Here is a 17591-nt window from a genome sequence, read left to right as displayed (position 1 = left end):
CGCCCGCCGAATCCCCTAGATCAGCCTCGAGCTGCGGCAGCAAGCATGTGCGCGTACATCGTCGCCGTCGGCGGTCGCCGCACCGGGTCCTTCTCGAGTGCGGTCAGGACCGCGCGCCCGAGCTCCGGAAGCGCCGGCGGATACGGCGGATCGTCCTCGAGATGTGCGGTGCCGACGCCGAAGAGGCTCCGGTCTCCGAACGGCGGGCGCCCGGCGAGGCACTCGAACGCCACGCAGCCGAGCGCGTACACGTCGCTCGCCGGCGTCGCCTCGCCACCGCGCAGGACCTCCGGCGCCAAGTAATCGAGCGTGCCGAGCACCTGACCGCGGCGGGTCAGCAGGGTGAGGGCCGCTCCTTTCGCGAGCCCGAAGTCCGTCAGCGCAGCGGAGGCATCCTCGCGGAAGAGGATGTTCGACGGCTTGACGTCCCGGTGCACGATCTCGGCTCGATGGAGCGCGTCGAGACCGGCCGCGACCGACGCCACGACGCGGATCATCTGGTCGCCCGTCAACGACCCCTCCGCGAGCCGGTCGGCGAGCGATCCGCCGGAGAGGTATTCGAGCACGAGGAACGGCATGCCGTTGGCCTCGCCGAGCTCGAGAATGCGGACGAGGTGCGAATCCACCACCTCGCGCGCCACCCGAGCCTCGCGTGCAAGCCTTGCCCGAAACGTCTCGTCTTCCGCCAGCGAGGGCTCGAACGTCTTGATCGCCACGACGCGTCCATCTGCCGAGCGACCCTGGTAGACAACACCGAGCGCTCCCCGGCCGAGCTCCGCCTCGAGTGTGTATCCGCCGACTCGCGACTCGCCGCCCATCGCCGTATTCTCGTCGCGAGTCGTTCAGGAGGGTGTTTGCCAGTCGGGTCCGACCCACGGCCGGGAAGCGAGATCGCCGGCTTTCGGCTCGAGCAGCTGCTCGGGCGCGGCGGCATGGGCGCCGTGTACCGCGCGGAGGACGTCCGCCTCGGCCGCAAGGTCGCGCTCAAGCTCCTGATCCCCGACCTGGCGGGGAACGAGCGCTTCCGCGATCGGTTCCTGCGCGAGTCGCAGACGGCTGCGTCGCTCGACCATCCACACATCGTCCCGATCTACGCGGCCGGCGAGGCGGAGGGCCAGCTGTACCTCGCCATGCGCTACGTCGAGGGCTACGACCTCCGGGAGCTGATCGCCCGCGAAGCACCGCTCACTCCTGCGCGGGCGCTGCGACTGGTCGAGCAGATCGGCGACGCGCTCGATGCCGCGCACGGGCGAGGCCTCGTCCACCGCGACGTGAAGCCTGGCAACGTCCTCATCACCGGCGGGGCGGGTCGCGAGCACTGCTACCTCACCGACTTCGGCCTCACGAAGCAGACGTCGTCGATCTCCGGGCTGACGGGAACCGGCGAGCTGGTCGGGACGATCGAGTACGTCTCGCCCGAGCAGATCCGCGGCGACCGCATCGATTCCCGCGCGGACGTGTACTCGCTCGGCTGCGTGCTGTACGAGTGCCTTACCGGGCGGCGGCCCTTCGCCCGCGAGTCCGAGGTCGCGACCCTGTGGGCGCACGTGCACGAGCCGCCCGCCACGCTCCACGACGTCAACCCGGAGCTCGGCGACGAGATCGACGAGGTGATGACGCGGGCCCTTGCGAAGCTACCCTCGGAGCGGTACGGGAGCTGCGGGGAGCTCGTCGCTTCGGCACGGGCTGCGCTCGGGCTCGAGGAGCGGCCGACGACGCTCCGCCGACGGCGCGCGCGGCGCGCCGGGCTGTCCCGGAGAGCGTTGATCGGGCTGGGCGTGGCCGCAGGGACCGTTGTCGTCGCTGTGGCCGCGGCCCTCCTGCTGCTCGGCGGCTCGGGCGGGTTGTCGCACATCGAGCCCGGGTCGGTCGGCGTGATCGACCCCGCGACAGGCGAGCTCGCCGCGGAGATCCCGCTCGGCTTCGAGTCGTCGTTGATCGCGGCCGGGGAGGGATTCCTGTGGGTGCTCGACCCCGACGCGAAGACGCTGACGCGGATCGACCCGGACACGATGGAGGTCGTCCCACCGACTCGAGGGGTCCCCGCGGACGGGATCCCGATGGGGCTCGCCGTCGGCGAGGGCTCGGTCTGGGTCGCCGTGAACCAGGGACGTCGCCTCGCCGTTCTGCAGATCGGGCCTGAGCTCGAGGACCTGAAGCAGTCGATCACGATCGAGCGGAGCCGGACCGGGACGCTGTCGATCCAGCGCAACACGGTCGTCCTCACGACCGGGCAGGGTGCCGTGTGGGCGCTCGAGCGCGGGAGCAGCGAGGTGACCCGCATCGACCCCGTGAGCGGGCAGCCGAAGACGCTGACGGACGGCTTCGGCGCCTCCCTGTCGATCGCCGTCGACGAGCAGGCGATCTGGCTCGGCGGCATCAACGGTGTGAACAAGCTCGATCCGAAGACCGGAACCGAGCTCAATCACACCCCGGTGAACGGCGTGGTCGATTCGAGCGCGGCATCGATCGCAACCGGGAAGAACGCGACCTGGTTCGTCGCCAACTCGCGAGCGAGGCTGTTCCAGATCCCTCCCGCGGGTGACACCGTCGACGACTCGTACCCCGTCGGGGAAGCCCCCGGCGCCGTCGACGTCGCCGCCGACGGGGTCGTCTGGACGGCATCGGGCGGCGACGGCACCGTCACGCGACTCGACCCACGGGACGGTTCGTTCGAGACGATCGAGCTCGGCGCCGCGCCGGGCGGGATCGTCACCGCCTTCGGCCGTGTGTGGACGAGCCCGGGCGCCCGGTTGCGCGAGCGCTGAGCGGCTCTTCCCTTCGTTCTCCGCGCGTCGTAGCATCCCGCACAAGCAGGGGGTTGCGGTGAAGCGGACAGTCCAGGTGGGGCTCGGAGTGCTCGCGGTCGCGGTCGCGGTCGTTGCCTCGCCCGGACCGGCCGACCTCGAAGCCGGCTCCGCCGCACAGGCGCCGAGAGGCGGCACGCTTCGCATCGGCTCGTTGTCGGACGTCGAGGTCGATCCGGGGATCGGCTACACGTCGTCCCCCTGGCTGGTCAGCGAGGCGACATGCGCGCGATTGTTCGCCTACCGGGCGGAGCCCGGCGCGACAGGTGCGAGCCTCGTTCCCGAGGTCGTGCGCACCTACGCGGTCGCGGATCACGGTCGCACCTACACCTTCGAGCTACGGCGAAGCTTCCGCTTCCACACCGGCGCCCGGGTGACCGCGCGGACCTTCGTCGACGCGTTCAACCGTGTGGCGCAGCCGAGGCTCGGGTCGCCCGCGATGGGCTACCTCCGCGAGATCGTCGGGGCGGTCACGGTGATGGACGGGCGCGCCGCGTCCATCGACGGAATCCAGGCCCTGGGCCCGTACCGTCTGGAGATCCGCCTCACCAGGGCGCTCCCGGACTTACCGGCGCGCCTGTCGATGCCGTTCTTCTGCCCGGTCCTCGCCGGCACGCCTCCGACCCGGATCGACAATCCGGCGGGCTCGGGTCCGTACTACGTCGCGGAGCGGATCGAGAACGTGCGCGTCGTCCTGAAGCGCAACCGTTACTACGGCGGCGACCGGCCCGGCAACGTCGACGAGATCGTGTGGACGATCGGTGAGAGCCTCGAGGCCTGCCAGCTCGCCGTGGATGAGGATCGGGAGGACTTCTGCGCCGAGCCGGGCGTTCCCCGTACCGCCGCTCGCGCTCTTGCCGCGAGGTACGGGATCAACAGACCGGGCGGAAGGCTCTTCGTGAACCCCAAGTCCGGGACGTGGTTCTTCGCCTTCAACCGCATGCGGCCGGCGTTCAAGGGTCCGGGCCAGATCCCGCTCGCGAAGGCGATCAACTACGCGGTCGATCGACACGCGCTCGCGGGAACGTTCGCGCCGCTCTCCGCGAGGCGCACGGACCAGCTGCTGCCGCCCGCCCTCGCGCGCCCGGCGAGCATCTATCCCCTCGGCGGCGCCGACCCGACTGCGGCGCGGCGCTGGTACGGGAGGGCGCAGCTCAAGCCGACGCGGCTCGTCCTCTACACGTGGAACTTCCCGCACACGGTGGAGCAGGCCGGGATCCTCGCCTTCGACCTCGAGCAGCTGGGAATCGACCTCGAGGTGAAGTACTTCGACCCGGACGTCGTCGCCGAGCGAAGCCGTCGCCCCGGTGAGCCGTTCGACCTCGTCATGATCCCCTGGGGGCCCGACTACCTGGACGGGGCGGGGTTCTTCATGCCGCTGGTCGACGCGGACGGCCCCTACGGGCGCGTCCTCGACGACGCGAGGCTTCGTCAAGGGGTGGCGGCGGCGAACCGTCTCACAGGTGAGGCCCGCCGACGAGCCTGGGCCGACCTCGACGTCGAGCTGATGCGGAACGACCCGCCCGGGGTGCCGATCGCGCACACCCAGCGGATCTTCTTCGTCTCGAAGAGCCTCGGCTGCTTCGTCCCCCACCCGATGGTCGGCGTCGAGATCACGCAGCTCTGCAAGAAGCCATGACCCGGCGGCTTCTCCTCTCGCTCGCGATGTTCGTGACCGGCGTGGCCCCGCTTGTCGCCGCGGGCCTCGCCCGACCCGCGGGTGTTTCCACGACGGCCGACACGCCGACGGGCACGCTTCGCATCTCGTCGATCTTGGACGTCGCTTCGGTCGACCCGGCGATGGGAGACGACCTGCTCTCGCGACTTATCTCGGAAGCGACGTGCGCACGGCTGTTCCGATACGACAGCGCCGCGGGCGGGACGAGCGCCCGTGTCGTGCCCGAGGCGGTGCGGCGCGTCTCGGTCTCGCAGGACGGGCGAACCTACAGGTTCGACCTCCGGCGGACGTTGCGCTTCCACACGGGTGTACCGGTCACGGCGCAAAGCTACGCCGACGCGTTCGACCGGGTCGCAAACTCGAGACTCGGCTCCCCGGGGACCCCCTTCGTACGGGACATCGTCGGTGCGGCAGCGGTGGTCCGCGGCAGCGCTCCGTCCATCTCGGGCGTCCGCGCACTCGCCCCCTACCGGTTGCAGATCCGGCTCACGGCGCCCGCCGCGGATCTCACCGCCCGGCTGACGCTCGGGTTCTTCTGCCCCGTCCTGCCCAGCACTCCCGTCGACAGGCCCATCGCCGACCCGGCCGCCTCCGGCCCGTACCACGTCGCCGAGCGGATCGTCAACCAGCGGATCGTCCTCGAGCGCAACCCCTTCTATCGTGGCGACCGACCGGCGAGGTTCGACCGGATCGTGTGGACGATCGGCGGGACACTCCAGGAGTGTCAGCGGGCCGTCGAGGAGGACCGCGCGGACTGGTGCGGTGAGCTGGGAGCTCCTCGAGACGCCTGGCGCGGCCTCGCCGACAAGTACGGCATCAACCGTCGCGGCGGCCAGCTCTTCGTGAGCCCGCTCGTCGGCACCTGGTACTACGCCTTCAACTACAGCCGACCGGCATTCAGGGGGCCGGGACAGATCGCTCTGAAGAAGGCGATCAACTTCGCGATCGACCGCCCTGCCCTCGCGCGGCCGCTCGGCTACCTCATGGGAAAGCGCACCGACCAGATGCTGCCGCCTCCGCTCGGGGGGCCCGCGAGCATCTATCCGCTGGGCGGGGCGAACCTGACGGCGGCACGCCGCTGGTACGCGAAGGCGCGCATCAAGCCGATCACGCTCGTGCTCTATTCGTGGAACACCCCACCGGCCGTCGCCCAGGCCTCGATCCTCGCGTTCGAGCTGCGACAGCTGGGAATCGACCTCGACGTGAAGTACTTCGACGTGGACACCCTCTCCGAGCGGGCTCGCATCCCGGGCGAGCCGTTCGACATCGTCCTCGGCGGCTGGGTGGCCGACTATCCCGACCCGTGGGGGTTCTTCGGCGCGCTGCTCGACCCCGAGACGGGCCCGCTGGCGCTCGTCGTCGATCCTCGCGTCCGCCGGCGGATGGAAGCGGTCAACCGCCTCACGGGCGACGCTCGGCTTCGCGCCTGGGCCGACCTCGACGTCGACCTGATGCGAAAGGACCCACCGTGGGCGCCCTTCGTCCACTACAACGGCCGCTTCTTCGTCTCGCCGAGCCTGGGCTGCTTCACCCCCACCCCGGTCTTCGGGATGGACATCACAGCCCTCTGTAGAAGGCGATGACGCGCCGGATCTCCCTGTCGCTCGCCATGCTCGCAGCGGGCGTGGCGCTGCTCGTCGCCGCGGGGCTCGCGTCCGCCACGGATGCGCCCAGGGGAGGCACGCTGCGGATGAGTCGCTTCTCGGACGTCGACTTCGTCGACCCCGCGCTCGCCTACTACCTCTGGTCGTGGCAGATCGGGTACGCGACTTGCGCGAACCTGTTCAACCTTCCGGACGCCGCCGGAGCGGCCGGCACGCGCGTCGTCCAGGAGGTGGTCGACCGGTACACGGTCTCGAAGGACGGGCGGACGTATACGTTCGACCTGAAGCGGTCTTTCCGCTTCCACACGGGCGCCGCCGTGACGGCGCAGAGCTTCGCGGACGCGATCAACAGGCTCGCGCAGCCGAGACTCGAGTCACCGGCAGCGACCTACTTGCGGGAGATCGTCGGCGCCGCCGCGGTGCTCGACGGCAAGGCGACATCCGTCAGCGGCGTGCGCGTGCTGGGCCGCCACCGACTCCAGATCCGGCTGACGAAGCCGCTGGGCGACTTCACCGCGCGGCTGGCGATGCCGTTCTTCTGTCCCATCCTCCCGGGCACGCCCGTCGACCCGAAGGGAGTCGACTACCCCCCGGGCTCCGGCCCCTACTACGTCGCCGAGCGCGTCGTCAACCAACGGATCGTCCTGAAGAGGAACCCCTACTACCGTGGAGCCCGCCCGGCGAACGTCGACCAGGTCGTGTGGACGATCGGTATGAGCCGCGAGGACTGCCTCGCCGCCGTCGAGCAGGACAGGATGGACTACTGCGGCGTGATGGGCCTTCCCCCCAGAGAGCACCGCCGCCTCGCCGAGACGTACGGCATCAACCGGCTTGGAGGACAGTTCCTCGTCAGCCCGGGGCTGACGACGTGGTACGTGGCCTTCAACCACAGCCGCCCGGCCTTCCGGGGCCGGGGGCAGATCCCGCTCAAGAAGGCCATCAACTACGCCGTCGACCGACCCGCCCTGACGCGCCCCTTCGGCTATCTGACCGGGAAGCGCACCGACCAGCTGTTGCCGCCCGCGCTCGCGCGCCGAGCGAGCATCTACCCGCTCCGAGGCGCAGACCTGGTCGCTGCGCGGAGATGGCTCGCGCGCGCGTCCCTCCGCCCCCGCGAGCTCGTCCTCTACGCGAACAGCGGCCCGACCGGTGCGCTCATCGCGCAGGTGCTCGTCTTCAACCTCAAGCAGATGGGGATCGACGTCGACGTGAGGTACTTCGACACCATCGCGTTGCAGGCCAAGACGGAGACTCCCGGCGAGCCCTACGACCTCGTCTACCTCGGCTGGAGCGCCGACTACGCCGACGGCGCCGCGTTCTTCGAGCCGCTGCTGGCCGACCGGGGCCGCCGGAGCGGCACGAACTTCGCCGATCCGCGCGTCGCCGCACGGATTGAGGCGGCCGAGCGCATGACCGGCGAGGCGCGGCGCGCTGCCTGGGCGGACCTCGACGTCGACCTGATGCGCGACGACCCGCCCTGGGCGCCGGTCACCAACACGCAGGGTGTCACGTTCGTGTCCCGCAGCGTGGGCTGCGTCGTCCTCCACCCGGTGTACGGGTTCGACTTCGCGACGGTCTGCAAGAAGCGATGACGCGCAGGCTTCCTCTTTCGCTCGTGATGCTCACCGTCGGGGTCGGATTGCTCGTGACGGCCGCCTCCGCGCGCCCGGTCGTCAGTGCGACCGAGGCCAGGAAGGGCGGCACGCTGCGTTGGAGCACGGGCGCGGACGTCGACCACGTCGACCCGGCGCTCCTAGGCGCGGTACGGTCGTTTCCGATCGCACTCGCGACGTGCGCGATGCTGTTCCATTACCCGGATGCGCCGGGTGCGGCAGGGACGCGACTCGCGAAGGAGGTCGCCGATCAGACCACGGTCTCCAAGGACAGGCGGACGTACACCTTCGATCTGAAGCAGACGTTCCGCTTCCACACCGGCGCGCCGGTCACAGCGCAGAGCTTCGCGGACGCGTTCAACCGCGACGCCAACCCGAAGCTCGGCTCACCCGCGGTCGCCTACCTGCACGAGATCGTCGGCGCCGACGCGGCGATCGACGGGAAGGCGACGTCGATCTCGGGGATCCGGGTGCTCGGCCGCTACCGGCTGCAGATCCGGCTCACCAGGCCGGTCGGGGACTTCACCACCCGGTTGACGATGCCGTTCTTCTGCCCGATCCTGCCCACCACGCCGACCGACGAGGAAATGGTCACCGACCCGCCCGGATCGGGCCCCTACTACGTCGCCGAGCGGATCGTCAACCAGCGGATCGTGCTCGAGCGCAACCCGTACTACCGCGGCGACCGCCCGGCGTATGTCGACCAGGTCGTCTGGACGATCAACCCTCCCGAGGCCTGCGTGCTCGCCGTCGAGAAGGACCGGATCGACTACTGCTACTCCGGCCTTTATCACACGCCCCGTGCCCTCGTCGAGAAGTACGGCATCAACCGGCCCGGCGGGCAGTTCTTCGTCAGCCCCGCGCTCACAACCTGGTATCTCGCGTTCAACCACGCCCGACCGGCGTTCCGGGGGCCGGGTCAGATCCCGCTCGAGAAGGCGATCAACTACGCGATCGACCGGCCGGAGCTCGCCCGCGCATTCGGCTACCTCGCGGGCAAGCGCACCGACCAGATGCTCCCACCCGCGCTTGCCCGCCGCGCGAGCATCTACCCGCTCGGCGGAGCAGACCCCGCCACCGCCAGGAAGTGGCTCGCCCGCGCGGCGCGGCCGCCGACCGAGCTCGTGCTCTACGCCGACAACAGCACGCAGGGCGTCTTGCTGGCCCAGACCATCGTGTTCAACCTCAAGCAGATCGGGATCGACGTCCACGTGAAGTACTTCGACATCAACACCCTGGGTGCCAAGACCACGACCCCCGGGGAGCCCTGGGACCTCACGATCAACGGCTGGACAGCCGACTACCCCGATGGGGGCGGGTTCATCGCGCCGCTGCTCGCCGCCGGCCAAGTCGGCAGCAACCTCGACGACCCGCGCGTCGCCCGGCGGATGGAGGCGGCGAGCCGCCTGACCGGCGAGGCGCGACGCAAGGCGTGGGCCGACCTCGACGTCTACCTGATGCGCACCAACCCACCCTGGGCGCCGATCATCCACGCGAACAACCGCATTTTCGTCTCGGGCAGCGTCGGCTGCGTCTTCAGCCATCTCCTCTTCGGCCTCGACATCGCAGCGGTGTGCAAGAAGTAGATGAAGCGCGGGCTCTTGCTCACACTCGTGTTGCTGGCCGCAGGCGTGGCTCTCCTGGACGCGGCGCTCGGTGCGGGCGCCCACGGCGACGCGCGCAAGGGCGGCGTCTTTCGCTGGAGCCTGCCCGCCGACGTCGACTACGTCGACCCGGCGCTCGCGTACAACCCGCGCTCGTGGGCGATCCCGTTCGCGACGTGCGCGAACCTCTTCAACTATCCGGACCGGGCAGGACCGGAGAGCACGCGGATCGTGCCGGAGGTCGTCGACGACTGGAACCTCTCGCGCGACGGACGCACATACACCTTCGAGCTGAAGACGAGCTTCCGCTTCCACACCGGTGCGCCGGTGATCGCCCGGAGCTTCGCGGACGCGATCAATCGCCTCGCACAGCCGAGGCTCCAGTCCCGAGGAAGGGAATACGTACGCGACATCGTCGGCGGCGGTGCCGTGCTCGACGGCAGGGCCGAGACGATCATCGGTGTCCGCGTCCTCGACCGCTACCGGCTCCAGATCCGGCTCACCAGGCCGGTCGGCGACTTCACCGCCCGGCTGACGATGCCGTTCTTCTGCCCGGTCCTGCCGAACACCCCGGTCGACCCGAGCGGGATCGACAACCCCGCGGGCTCGGGGCCCTACTACGTCGCCGAGCGGGTCGTGAACCAGCGGATCGTCCTGAAGCGGAACCCGTACTACCGCGGCAATCGCCCGGCGAACGTCGACGAGATCGTGTGGACGTTCGGCCCTCCCGAACCGTGCATCGCCGCACTCGAGGAGGACCGGGTCGACGGCTGCCTCCTCACCGTCCAGACGGGCCCCTACAACCGGACGCTCGCGGCGAAGTACGGCATCAACCGACCCGACGGGCAGTTCTTCTTCAAGCCGTTTCTCGCGACGTCGTTCGTCGGGTTCAACCATGCGCGCCCGTGGTTCAAGGGGCCGGGCCAGACGCCGCTCGAAAAGGCGATCAACTACGCGATCGACAGGACCGAGCTCGCACGGAAGAGCGGCTTTCTCGCCCTCAAACGCACCGACCAGCTCCTCCCGCCGTCCCTCGCGCGCCCGGCGAGCCTCTATCCGCTGAACGCCGCCGTGGCCGCAGCGAGGCGATGGCTGGCACGCGCGAAGCTCCGGCCGAAAGAGCTCGTCCTCTACGCGGCCAACAGACCCCAGGCGGTTGCGCAGGCGCAGGTGCTCGACTTCAACCTCCGTCAGATCGGGATCGACCTTCAGATCAAGTACTTCGACGCGGACGAGCTGAACCGGAGGGTCGATTCGCCCAGCGAGCCGTACGACCTGTACCTGTACGCCTGGGGAGCCGACTACACGGATCCGGCCGGCTTCCTCGTCCCCATGCTCGACCCTGAAGGCGTCGCAGGTCTCAACCTCGACGATCCGCTCCTCGCACGGAGGTTGGACGCGGCCAACCGCCTGCGCGGCGACGCACGGCTCGCGGCACTGCGCGAACTCGAGGTCGAGCTGATGCGCGACACCCCTCCAGTGGCGGCCTTCGGACACGGCACGCAGACCGTGCTCCTCTCGCGCAGCGTGGGCTGCATCGTCTTCCACCCTGTCTACTTCGGCCCCAATCTCGCCGCGGTCTGCAAGAAGTGATGGCACGCAGGCTCGCAGCGGCGGTGGTGATGCTCGTTGCCGGACTCGGGCTGCTCGTCGCGGCCGTCGGTGCCGACGCGCACGGCGAGTCGCGCAAGGGCGGCACGCTCCGCCTCGCGACGTTCGACGAGGCCGGCGTCAGCCTCGACACCGGCCTCGCATACGCGAACTGGGCATGGGTCCCGATCCATGCGACGTGCGCCAAGCTCTTCACCCTCGACGACGCAGGAGCCGACGGCCTGCGGGTCGTGCCGGAGGTCGTCGACGACTTGGACGTCTCCCGCGACCGGCGCACCTACACCTTCGCGCTGAAGCAGAGCTTCCGCTTCAGCACGGGCGCTCGAGTCACCGCCAGGAGCTTCGCCGACGCGTTCGACCGGAACGCCCGACCCGGGCTGAAGTCACCCGCGGCGGACTACATGCGCGAGATCGTGGGTGTCGAGGCGGTGAGCAAGGGTGCGGCCGGCTCCGTCTCGGGAGTCCGTGTCCTCGGTCGCTTCCGGCTCCAGATCCGGCTCACACGACCCGTCGGCGATTTCACCGCCCGCTTGACGATGCCGTTGTTCTGTCCGGTGCCGGCGGGGACGCCTCCGAGCGAGGTCGAGTACCTGGCCGGCTCGGGGCCGTACTACGTATTCGACCGGGTCCGCAACCGGCAGTTCGTCCTCAAGCGCAACCCGTACTACCGAGGCGACCGCCCCGCGAACGTCGACGAGGTCGTGTGGCGGACCGCCGTGCCGCGCGAGGCGTGCCTTGCTGCCGTCCAGCAGGACCTCCTCGACCACTGCGTCCACTTGAGCACCCCGCTCGCCGCGTGGCGTCCCCTCGCCGAGCAGTACGGCATCAACAAGGGGCGGCTCTTCCGCGGCCGCGGCCGCACGACCTTCTTCCTCGTCTTCAACCACGACCGGCCCGCGTTCCGGGGTCGCGGCCAGATCCCGCTCAAGAAGGCGATCAACTTCGCGATCGACCGGCCCGCCCTCACGCGAGAGGCGGGGTACCTCGCGGGGAGTCGCACCGACCAGCTGCTGCCGCCGGCGCTCGGCGCCCGCGCCGAGAGCATCTACCCCCTCGGGGGGTCGAACATCGCCGCTGCCGGCCGCTTGCTCCGGCAGGCGCGCTTCCAGCCGCCGAAGCTCGTGCTCTACGCGTCGAACTCGTCCACCCAGGTCGCCTGGGCGCAGTCGGTGGCCTTCGACCTCGGTCGGCTCGGTATCGACATCGAGGTGAAGTACTTCGACGTCGGGGTCCTGGTCGAGCGCATCGGGACCCGCGGCGAGCCCTTCGACATCGCGTTCAACGGGTGGGCGGCCGATTACGCCGACGGGGGCGGGTTCCTCGAGCCGATCCTGAACGGCAAGGACCTCGGCCCGATGGGCTCGACAGGCAACATCAACACGAGCTACTTCGACGACCCGGAGGCCAACGTGCGGATCGAGGCGGCATCGCGCCTCACGGGCGAAGCGGCGCGGCGCGAGGCGTGGGCCGACCTCGACGTCGACCTGATGCGGAACAACCCGCCCGTGGCGCCGATCCTCCATTCGAACACCCGCGCGTTCGTCTCGAAGAGCTTCGGCTGCTTCTCCATGCACCCGTTCTACGGCGTCGACATCGCCGCCGCGTGCAAGAAATGACTCCACGGACGCTCGCGACGGTGGCGGCACTCATCGCCGGAACGCTGCTGCTCGTCACCGCGGGCTGGAGTACCGCCCATCCGGGCGCGAGCGATGCGAAGGGCGGGGTGCTCCGCGTCGCCCGGTTCGAGGACGTCGACTACATCGATCCCGCGCTGGCCTACTCATCCTGGTCGGCGGCGCTCCTCCATCCCACGTGCGCGAGGCTGTTCAACCTTCCTGACCGCCCGGGCGCGGACGGGGCACGCGTGGTGCCGGAGGTCGTGCGCCGACACACGGTCACGGACGGAGGCCGCACGTACAGGTTCGAGCTCAGGCGGACATTTCGCTTCCACACCGGCGCTCCGGTGACCGCTCGCAGCTTCGCCGACGCGTTCAACCGCGTCGCGGATCCGCGAATGCGCTCCCCTGGAGCGGGTTTTCTCCACGAGATCGTGGGAGCGGACGCCGTTCGGGAGGGGAAGGCGCGGACGATCGAAGGAGTGCGCGTGCTCAGCCCCTACCGGCTCGAGCTTCGCTTGACGAAACCCGTCGGCGACCTGACGGCCCGGCTGACGATGCTCTTCTTCTGCCCCGTCCTGCCGAACACGCCGATCGACCCGCGCGGAATCGACGATCCGGCCGGCTCGGGCCCGTACTACGTCGCCGACAGAGTCGTCAACCAGCGCGTCGTCCTGCGGCGGAATCCCTACTACCGCGGCGACCGCCCCGCCCACGTCGACCAGATCGTCTACACGGCCGGCGTCGCCGCGGAGGACTGCCTCGCCGCGACGCAGGACGATCGGGTCGATCTCTGTCTGGGCGTGGCCGCGATCCCCGACACCGCGCACCGTGGTCTCGCCGCGAAGTACGGAGTCAATCGCCCTCGAGGGCAGTACTTCGTCGCGCCGGTGCTCTCGGTGTTCGCTTTCGCCTTCAACCACGACCGGCCCGCCTTCGCCGGGCGGGAGCAGATCCCGCTCGCGAAGGCGATCAACTACGCGATCGACCGGCACGAGCTCGCACGGGTCGTCGGCGTCCTCGCGGGCAGGCGCACCGACGAGATCCTGCCGCCCTCGCTCGGGGGCACAGGACGCGTGTATCCGATTGCCGGACCGGACCTCGTGACAGCGAGGAAGTGGTTGAAGCGCGCGCGACTCGAGCCCAGGGAACTGGTCCTGTACGCCCTCAACACGTCGTTCGGCGTCGGGTTCGCGCAGGTGTTCGCGTTCAACCTGAAGCAGATCGGGATCGACGTCACCGTCAGGTTCTTCGATCTGGCGAACCTCGCGCAGAGGGCACGCACGCGCGGGGAGCCGTACGACGTCGTATTCCAACCGTGGACCGTGGACTACCCGGACCCGGCGTCGTTCTTCGTGCTGCTCCAAAGCGAGAGCATCGGCGGCGCCAACTGGGCGAACCTCGACGATCCGACGGTCGACGCGCGCATCGACGCGGCCAACCGGCTCACCGGCGCGGCGCGACGCAGGGCCTGGGCCGACCTGGACGCCGACCTGATGCGGGACAACCCACCCTGGGCGCCGTTCCTGCATCGGAACCAGCGCAACTTCGTCTCGAAGAGCGTGGGCTGCTTCTTCCTCCATCCCGTCTACCGCGAGGATCTCGCGGCGATCTGCAAGAAGTGATGTCTCAGGCCTGTCGGTCGGCTTCCGTAGCGAGCCTCGATGCGCGCGCCCGCAGGTCGTCGGCGCGCAAGCCCGTACCGAGCTCGTCTGCCCGGACCGCCGCACGCTCCAGATATGCGATCGCCTGACGGGTGTTCCCGCTCTGCGCGTGGTAGTGGGCCAGCTGCTCGACGTAGTCGTCCAGTGAGCCGGATTCCGCCTGCTCGAGCGCCGTGGCGACAGCGCCTGAGAGCTCGCGCCGTCGCTCCTGCGTCAGCGACGAGAGGGCCGCCTCCTGCACGAGGCCGTGCCTGAACGCGTAAACGGGCTCCGGATAACGCCGCACCTCCCTGACGATCTCGGCCCGGAGGAGCTCTGCGAGCTCGTCGGCGGTCCCGCCGCCGACCACCCGCTCGAGGACGCGGAGCGGGAACTCGCGACCCATCACGGCCGCGACCTGCGCGAGGTGTCGTGCCGACTCGCTCAGGCGGTCGATGCGGGCGACGAGGAGGTTCTCGAGCGCCGGGGGTAGGAGCGCCGAGGGCTGGAGGCTCGTCGTCCACGTCCGGTGCCGGCGATCGAGGCCGCCGCCCTCGAGCAGCGCCCGCAGGAGCTCCTCCAGGTACAGCGGATTGCCTTCCGCCCGCGCCACGATCTCCCGGCCCGCCGCGTCGTCGAGAGCGCCGGGGAGCAGGTTGGCGAGAATCTCGTCCATCTGCCCCGGCGCGAGCGGGTCGAGCCGGAGCTCCGTCGCGCGGTGCGAGAAGTCCGCCAGTACACGCGTGCGAAATCCCCACCCCTCGGAATCGGAGTCAGCACGTAGCGTGCCCACGAGGAGGAGGGGAGCCCGGTCGGTGAGCGCGAGTAGGTCCTCGGCCAGCTGGCGTGTCGTCGCGTGCGTCCAATGCAGGTCCTCGATGGCCAGGACGACCGGCGACTCTGCGGTCAGTGCCTCGATCCACGCGACGTACGCTCGGCCCGCGTCCTCGGCTCCTGACTCGATTCCGAGCAGCCGGGCGAGGCCCGCCAGCGCGCGCTCGTCGTCGCCGAGGAGCGGTGTCAGCCGCCCCCTGGCGCGGGTCTGCACGACGACCTCGGCGTCTCCGGCCTCGAGGTCGAGCCAGCGCCTGAGCATCTCGACGAACGGCCAGGATGCCAACCCGCCGTGGGAGAGGCAGTTCCCCTCGAGCCAGACGACGGACTCGGAGAGCGTCGACCGCAGCTCTGCGAGCATCCGGGACTTGCCCGCTCCGGCCTCGCCGACGAGGAGGAGCGCCTGTCCGCGCCCCGCTTCGAGCTCGGCGGCCACCGTGCGCAGGCGCGCGGCCTCCGCGTCCCGGCCGACGAGCGCGCGAAGGCGCCTGGGTCGTGCCTCACGCACGCCGAGAAGTCGCGAGACGGCGACCCGCTCGCTGCGGCCCGCCATCGCCAACGGGACACTGCGCGGCTCGAGCGTGAACCGGTCGCCGATCCGGCGGGCGGTTTCCACACCGACGGCGACGGTGCCCGGGCCAGCGGCACGCATCACGTGGTGCGCGACGTTGACGGCGTCGCCGAACGCCGCGACCTGCGGGTTGCCGGCGCCAACCTCGCCGACGCTGACCGTCCCACTGTTGACCCCCACGCGGACGGCGAAGTCGGGAATCGACCACGCGGCCGCGATGTCCCGTGCATAGTCGCCGACCACCTCCAGGATCCGCAAGGCCGACCGTGCGGCGCGTTCCGGATCGTCCTCGTGGGTCACGGGGACGCCGAAGTACGCGCAGATCCCATCGCCCGTGTACGCCTGCACCATGCCGCCGTACTCCTCGACGGCCTGGCTCATCTGCGTGACGCAGCCGCCGACGAGCACGCGGAAGTCGTCGGGCGACAGCCGCTCCGCGAGAGCGGTGGTACCGACGATGTCGGCGAACAGCGCCGTCAGCGGGCGCAGCTCGCCGACCTGAGGGGACCGGGGCGGCGCAGGCGGCGCAGGTGGCCCGGCAGCGGGCTCCGGGGCCCCCACCGCGAGGAGGCGCTCGTCGTTGCGCAGGATCGCCGACTCGAGGTCCCGTAGCGCCTGCCCCGGCTCCAGGCCGAGCTCGTCGCTCAGCGTTCGCCGCACCGCCTGGTAGGCCTCGAGTGCCTCGGCCTGCCTCCCCGAGCGGTACAGGGCGAGGATCAGCAGGCCGCGCAAACGCTCCTGGTACGGATGCGCCGCGACCAGGAGTTGGAGCTCGCCCACGAGCGGGGAATGCCGCCCGAGGGCGAGCTCGGTCTCGAACAGGTCGAGCTGGGTCGCGAGATGGAGCTCGGAGAGCCGCCCGACCTCGTGTCGTGCGACCCCTTGAAGCTCGACGTCGGCGAGCGGCGGGCCCCGCCAGAGATCGAGCGCGGCCCGTCTCAGGGCGACCGCTCGCTCGAGCGGGGCAGCACGGGCCTCTTCGGTCAGCCCCTCGAACCGCAGAAGATCGAGCTCGTCACGGTCGACCTCGATGCGGTAGCCCGGAGCGACCGTGCGGACCGTGTCTGCCCCGAGCTCTCTACGGAGGGCATGCACATAGCCCTGAACCAGCTTCGCCGCAGTCTGCGGCGGCTGTTCGCCCCAGAGCTCGTCCACGAGGCGATCGGTCGAGACCACCTCGTTGGCGTGGAGCAGCAGCGTCCCGAGCAGGGCGCGCGGCTTCGCCGCACCGATCGACACGGGCCGCGCGCCGGCGCGAGCTTCGAGCGGGCCCAGGATCCGGAATCGCATCAGCAGGTCTCTCGGAGCACGACCGGGCGAACGTAACACCGCGCGCCGATCGCGCTCCACCCGCGTTGAACCGGTGCTCAATCGGCGCCGCGGACAGTGGTCGGGAACCAACCGACCGAAGGAGGGAGGCGTGCACAATCCTCGGAAGTCGTTCTCGCTGATCGGCTCGATCGGTGCCGTGGCTCTCGTACTTGCGGCACCAGGGCTCGTCCAGGCGTACCCGACGATGCCCGACGGCGAGCCGATCCATGTCGCCAGCAAGCCCGGACGGCTGCCGACCGTCCAGCGCTCGTACTCGACCATGCCACCCGAGGGCATCGACGGGATCCCCGTGGAGCCGGAAATGGCATTTCACCCGACGCGCGTGACCGGGACCGAGTCGAGCGCCGGCGCATGGAGCGGCGTGGCGCCCATCGTGGCCGTTTCGATCCTCGCCGCTGGGGCCTTGCTCGCGGCCACCCACATCCTGAACCGCCATCACAGACGGTCGGCTACAGCCCGACGAATTGGAGGCTGATCATGTTCGATCCCGATACGGACGCTCGACGCATGCTGGTGCGGGAAAGGCACCACGCGCTCGCGCTCGACGCGCTCCGGCCCGAGCCGGCTCACGTGCCCTCCGCCCGGGACGCGGGCCGGGGCCGCAGGCGCCGCGCAGATGTCCTTCTTGCCCGGCTGGCGCTCCTCGGTCGTGCGTTCAGGCCCGTCTCCCCGGCGCAG

At 70.2% G+C, this 17591-nt stretch carries 11 protein-coding genes; 9 read left to right on the top strand and 2 right to left on the bottom strand.

Annotated elements, in window-relative coordinates; genetic code table 11:
* Positions 1-20: 20 nt before the first annotated feature.
* Positions 21-818 carry a serine/threonine-protein kinase gene (locus tag VNM44_RS07055; protein WP_325624192.1) on the bottom strand — a complete coding sequence of 266 codons (798 nt, stop codon included), beginning with the start codon at positions 816-818 and terminating at the stop codon, positions 21-23.
* Between the two features lie 36 nt (positions 819-854).
* Between VNM44_RS07055 and VNM44_RS07050 the strand changes: the two genes are divergently transcribed.
* The 8 genes from VNM44_RS07050 to VNM44_RS07015 are packed head-to-tail and all read left to right on the top strand — an operon-like array spanning position 855 to position 14158.
* Positions 855-2768, top strand: a complete 1914-nt coding sequence (locus VNM44_RS07050; RefSeq protein WP_325624190.1) for a protein kinase domain-containing protein — start codon at positions 855-857, stop codon at positions 2766-2768.
* A 58-nt stretch (positions 2769-2826) separates the two neighbouring features.
* Positions 2827-4446 carry an ABC transporter substrate-binding protein gene (locus VNM44_RS07045; RefSeq protein ID WP_325624187.1) on the top strand — a complete coding sequence of 540 codons (1620 nt, stop codon included), beginning with the start codon at positions 2827-2829 and terminating at the stop codon, positions 4444-4446.
* A complete protein-coding gene (locus tag VNM44_RS07040; RefSeq protein WP_325624185.1) occupies positions 4443-6068 on the top strand; it encodes an ABC transporter substrate-binding protein in 1626 nt (541 codons plus the stop codon). Before VNM44_RS07045 ends, VNM44_RS07040 begins: the two co-directional genes overlap by 4 nt.
* Positions 6065-7681, top strand: a complete 1617-nt coding sequence (locus VNM44_RS07035; protein WP_325624182.1) for an ABC transporter substrate-binding protein — start codon at positions 6065-6067, stop codon at positions 7679-7681. Before VNM44_RS07040 ends, VNM44_RS07035 begins: the two co-directional genes overlap by 4 nt.
* Positions 7678-9288, top strand: a complete 1611-nt coding sequence (locus tag VNM44_RS07030) for an ABC transporter substrate-binding protein (protein WP_325624180.1) — start codon at positions 7678-7680, stop codon at positions 9286-9288. Before VNM44_RS07035 ends, VNM44_RS07030 begins: the two co-directional genes overlap by 4 nt.
* The gene (locus tag VNM44_RS07025) at positions 9289-10899 is read left to right on the top strand and encodes an ABC transporter substrate-binding protein (RefSeq protein ID WP_325624178.1); all 1611 of its coding nucleotides are present in this window, start codon (positions 9289-9291) and stop codon (positions 10897-10899) included.
* Positions 10899-12533, top strand: a complete 1635-nt coding sequence (locus VNM44_RS07020) for an ABC transporter substrate-binding protein (RefSeq protein ID WP_325624175.1) — start codon at positions 10899-10901, stop codon at positions 12531-12533. The genes VNM44_RS07025 and VNM44_RS07020 overlap by 1 nt, the downstream gene beginning before the upstream one ends.
* 20 nt (positions 12534-12553) lie before the next feature.
* Complete coding sequence (locus VNM44_RS07015; RefSeq protein ID WP_325624173.1) at positions 12554-14158, top strand: ABC transporter substrate-binding protein; 1605 nt, start codon at positions 12554-12556, stop codon at positions 14156-14158.
* A gap of 4 nt (positions 14159-14162) precedes the next feature.
* On the opposite strand, the gene VNM44_RS07010 is transcribed toward VNM44_RS07015, so the two are convergent.
* Positions 14163-16871: a BTAD domain-containing putative transcriptional regulator gene (locus VNM44_RS07010; protein ID WP_325624171.1), complete on the bottom strand. Its 2709-nt coding sequence runs from the start codon at positions 16869-16871 to the stop codon at positions 14163-14165.
* Positions 16872-17001: 130 nt separating this feature from the next.
* On the opposite strand from VNM44_RS07010, the gene VNM44_RS07005 reads away from it, so the two are divergent.
* Positions 17002-17388, top strand: a complete 387-nt coding sequence (locus tag VNM44_RS07005) for a hypothetical protein (protein ID WP_325624169.1) — start codon at positions 17002-17004, stop codon at positions 17386-17388.
* Positions 17389-17591 lie beyond the last annotated feature (203 nt).

It is taken from the genome of Gaiella sp., assembly GCF_035558935.1.
In the GTDB taxonomy this organism is placed as follows: domain Bacteria; phylum Actinomycetota; class Thermoleophilia; order Gaiellales; family Gaiellaceae; genus Gaiella.
This window is presented reverse-complemented; position numbering and strand designations above follow the sequence as displayed.

Coding starts and splice junctions, on each gene's coding strand:
- VNM44_RS07040 (WP_325624185.1), top strand. CDS start 4,443: ATGACCCGGCGGCTTCTCCTCTCGCTCGCGATGTTCGTGACCGGCGTG.
- VNM44_RS07055 (WP_325624192.1), bottom strand. CDS start 818: ATGGGCGGCGAGTCGCGAGTCGGCGGATACACACTCGAGGCGGAGCTC.
- VNM44_RS07035 (WP_325624182.1), top strand. CDS start 6,065: ATGACGCGCCGGATCTCCCTGTCGCTCGCCATGCTCGCAGCGGGCGTG.
- VNM44_RS07020 (WP_325624175.1), top strand. CDS start 10,899: ATGGCACGCAGGCTCGCAGCGGCGGTGGTGATGCTCGTTGCCGGACTC.
- VNM44_RS07025 (WP_325624178.1), top strand. CDS start 9,289: ATGAAGCGCGGGCTCTTGCTCACACTCGTGTTGCTGGCCGCAGGCGTG.
- VNM44_RS07030 (WP_325624180.1), top strand. CDS start 7,678: ATGACGCGCAGGCTTCCTCTTTCGCTCGTGATGCTCACCGTCGGGGTC.
- VNM44_RS07010 (WP_325624171.1), bottom strand. CDS start 16,871: ATGCGATTCCGGATCCTGGGCCCGCTCGAAGCTCGCGCCGGCGCGCGG.